Source organism: uncultured Veillonella sp., from assembly GCF_905209685.1.
Lineage (GTDB): Bacteria > Bacillota > Negativicutes > Veillonellales > Veillonellaceae > Veillonella.
In genome coordinates, this window is record NZ_CAJLUB010000140.1 from 1 (window position 1) to 4,108 (window position 4,108).

Here is a 4,108-nt window from a genome sequence, read left to right on the forward strand (position 1 = left end):
GCTCGTTATGTAGCTAAAAACGTTGTTGCAGCAGGTCTTGCTGATAAATGTGAAGTACAAGTTGCTTACGCAATTGGCGTTGCTCATCCTGTATCTATCTTAGTTGATACTTTTGGTACAGGTCATGTTGAGGAAACTAAAATTCAAGAACTCGTTAAGAAACATTTCGACCTTCGTCCAGCAGGTATTATTGAAATGCTTGATTTGTTAAAACCTCATTATCGCAAAACTGCAGCATATGGTCACTTTGGTAGAACTGATGTAGATTTACCTTGGGAACGTACTGACAAAGCAGCAATTTTAAAAGCTGAAGCTGGCTTATAATACAAAAGGTCTTAGTAGAATTTCTACTGAGACCTTTTATAATAAATGAAAGGAAATAGTGTATGCGTGTCGCAAAAGTTATTATTAATAGACCTGCTAAACAACTTCATAAACCATTAAGCTACTTAATGCCTGAAAAGTTTGGGAATGTCTTACCTGGCACACGTGTACTCATTCCATTAGGCAATAGTCGTGAAGAGGGTATTCTAATTGGTTATGAAGAATTATTAGAACCCCCTGAATTTAAATTACGAAATATTGTTCAAGTATTAGACAATGAACCGTGGTTTACTCCTGAAATGATGGATACTGCACGTCGTTTAAATGAATATTATTTATTCTCTTATGGCGATGCATTACGTTTGTTTACAGTTAATAAAACTCTTAAATCCTATGAAGCACCTAAGGAAGAATGGCTTGTTGTTACGCCTGCTTTTTCTGTAGAACAATTTAGTGAGCGAAAAAAGAAGCAACGAGAGTTAGCCAAATATTTACTTGAAGTAGGTGGTGCATCAAAAGCTTTATTATTGGCCAAAGGATTTTCCCGTATGGTCATTAAACAAGTGAGTGAAGCTCAGGGGATTACCATTGAATCTAGATTTAAAGCTACAAAGACTACCTTTGATGAACTGTTTACAGAAGAAGTCAATATACCATTAACTGATGCACAACAAGCGGTATATGAGCCTATTCAAGAGGCGATGAATTCACATCAACATAAAACCTTTTTATTGCATGGTGTAACAGGTAGTGGGAAAACGCAACTGTATTTAAAAGCCACAGCCCGCTGTATAAGTCAAGATAAGACAGCTATTATACTGGTTCCAGAAATTATTTTGACAGATCAAATTGTACGACGCTTTGTAGAAACCTTTGGTGATGAAGTTGTAGTATTTCATAGTAAATTGACGGTCCAACAACGCAATAATAACTGGGAGCGTTTACGTCGTAAGGATAGTCATATTATTATTGGTGCCCGATCAGCAGTTTTTGCTCCAGCAGAGGATATTGGTCTTATCGTAGTCGATGAAGAACATGATACATCTTATAAGCAAGAGGACATGGTTCGTTACCATGCGAGAAATGTTGCATTATGGCGTGGAGAAGCACATGGTTGTCCTGTAATACTAGGTTCCGCTACACCAGCTGTTATTTCTTATTATAAAGCTAAGCAAGGGGAGTATCAGTTGCTAGAGTTGCCGCACCGTATTTTTGAACAACCCATGCCAAAGGTAACGATTGTTGATATGAAGGAAGAAATTCTTCATGGTAACTATTCTGTTTTTTCTGATGCTATGAGTAGCTTGATTCAAAAAACATTGAATGAACATAATCAAATGATTATTCTTTTGAATAGACGTGGTTACAATACCTTTGTTATGTGTAGAGATTGTGGGGAAACCATTATGTGTCCACATTGTGATGTGGCCATGGTGTATCACCAGGCTGGTGAGGAATTACGTTGTCATTATTGTGAACATCATGAACCAATTCCTACAGTATGCCCAAAATGTCATAGCAAACGTATTAAGTTCTTTGGCTCAGGTACACAAAAGGTTGAAGAAGAATTACGACAGCACTTTAAATCTGCACGTATTGCTCGACTTGATCAAGATGTGACAAAGAATAAGCAATTAGCAGAAGATATTTTACATGATTTTGGGGCCCATAAATATGATATTTTATTGGGAACTCAAATGGTATCAAAAGGGCATGACTTTAAAGATGTAACAGCTGTTGGTATTTTAACGGCTGATTCCGTTTTAAATATTCCTGTATATACTGCATCTGAACGAACTTTTGATCTGCTTACCCAGACTTCTGGTAGGGCTGGTAGAGGTGATAAAACGGGCAGTGTTGTTATACAAACATATAATCCTTTAAATTATGCTATAATAAAGAGTAAGGCTCATGATTATGTAGGCTTTTACAATGAAGAAATTCAAAATCGTAAAGCCTTAGGATATCCTCCATTTAGAGAGATGATACATATGGTAGTGCGTCATCAGAACATGGACACCTTGGAGACCATTGCTAATCGCATTGTAAGCGATTTAGAGGCTCATAAAGATAATAGCGATATTCTCATCAATGGTCCTTATGAAGCGAGTATTAAAAAGGTACGGGACATGTATCGTTTAGCGATTATGATTCGCGGTACCGATTTATCTAATTTAAAAGAATATATATATAATTCATGGATCTTTACACAAGAAGGACTTTTGATTGATGTAGATCCAGTTTAGTATAGGAGTATAAATGGCTGTATTAGATGTTGTGAAAGCAGGCCATCCCGTTTTAAAACAAATTGCGGAACCTGTAGAACATGTTAATAAAAAACTTAGAGCCCTTATCGATGATATGGCTGAAACAATGTATGAAACCGAAGGCGTTGGACTTGCTGCACCTCAAGTAGCTGTATCTAAACGAATTATCGTCGTAGATGATCATGCTGGTAGTGGTCTCATTGCTTTAATTAATCCTGAAATCACTCATGCCGAAGGTTCACAAGTGGGACCAGAGGGTTGTTTGAGTGTACCAGGTTATTTTGGTGATGTTGAAAGATTCGATAAAGTTACCGTTAAAGGAATTGACCCTCATAATAAAAAGGTAACAATTAAAGCTGAAGGATTCTTGGCGCGTATTTTTCAACATGAAATTGACCATTTAGAAGGGCATTTGTTTATTGAAAAAGCAACTAACTTACGATTGATTACGGATCATCCAGAGGAGAAAGAAATTGTCTAATCAAAAACAATTGCGCGTCGTATTTATGGGGACGCCAGACTTTTCGGTTCCTACTTTAGAAGCATTAATTAAGGCTGGACACTCTATAGTTGGTGTATACTGTCAGCCTGATAAACAAAAAGGTCGCGGTAAACAAGTTCAAATGCCACCTGTAAAAGTGGCAGCTCTGGAACATAATTTACCTGTTTTCCAACCTGTTACCTTACGGGATGAGCAAGTGCAAGCTGAATTAGAAGCATTAAAACCAGATGTAGTAGTGGTTATTGCATACGGTAAAATTTTACCGCCATGGCTTATTCGCTTACCTCAATATGGATGTATTAACGTTCATGCATCTATCTTACCTAAGTATAGAGGGGCTGCGCCGATTCACTATGCTATTTTAAATGGGGATACTAAAACAGGTGTTACCATTATGCATATGGATGATGGTCTTGATACTGGTGATATCATCGATATCGTAGAGACCGATATTTTACCTGGTGAAACAACGGGTCAATTATTTGAACGTATGGCCGTACTTGGTGGCGAAACGATTGTACCTGTATTAACTCGTTGGGTTAACGGAGAGATTGTAGCTACTCCACAAGATGACTCAATAGCTACACATACGACCAAAATTACAAAAGAAATGGGACACATTGATTGGTCTAAGCCTGCTAATGAAATTGCAAACCTCATTAGAGGACTTAACCCAGCTCCTGGATGTTATACATATCTCGATGGAAAACGTTTAAAAGTATGGTCTGGAGAAGTGGTTCCCAGTGATACGACTCACTGTTTGATAGATGTTCATGGTAAACATGTACCAATTGCTATTTCAGCCACAACTGTTCCTGGTACAATCGTATCTAAAACAGCCGGGTTAGGTGTATTTTGTGGTGATGGAAATATACTTCTATTAACAGAAGTACAACCGGAAAATAAAAAGCGTATTTCTGCTACCGATTTTATTAATGGACATCAGATAAAGGAAGGTATCGTTTTTGGAGACTCAATGTAAGCAGTACGAAACGTATCCGTTATACCTGATATT

4 protein-coding genes are annotated in these 4,108 nt (G+C 37.5%); all 4 read left to right on the plus strand.

Annotated features, from left to right (window positions below):
* Positions 1 to 324, plus strand: a 324-nt coding sequence (locus QZ055_RS08350) for a methionine adenosyltransferase domain-containing protein (protein WP_295826102.1), incomplete at its 5' end; no start/stop codon positions are given.
* 62 nt (positions 325 to 386) lie between these two features.
* Positions 387 to 2,570, plus strand: coding sequence for a primosomal protein N' (gene priA, locus QZ055_RS08355; RefSeq protein WP_295826104.1), 2,184 nt, complete (start codon positions 387 to 389; stop codon positions 2,568 to 2,570).
* A 13-nt stretch (positions 2,571 to 2,583) separates the two neighbouring features.
* On the plus strand, positions 2,584 to 3,072 hold the full coding sequence (gene def / locus QZ055_RS08360; protein WP_295826107.1) for a peptide deformylase: 489 nt from the start codon (positions 2,584 to 2,586) through the stop codon (positions 3,070 to 3,072).
* Complete coding sequence (fmt, locus tag QZ055_RS08365) at positions 3,065 to 4,075, plus strand: methionyl-tRNA formyltransferase (RefSeq protein ID WP_119206415.1); 1,011 nt, start codon at positions 3,065 to 3,067, stop codon at positions 4,073 to 4,075. Before def ends, fmt begins: the two co-directional genes overlap by 8 nt.
* Positions 4,076 to 4,108 lie beyond the last annotated feature (33 nt).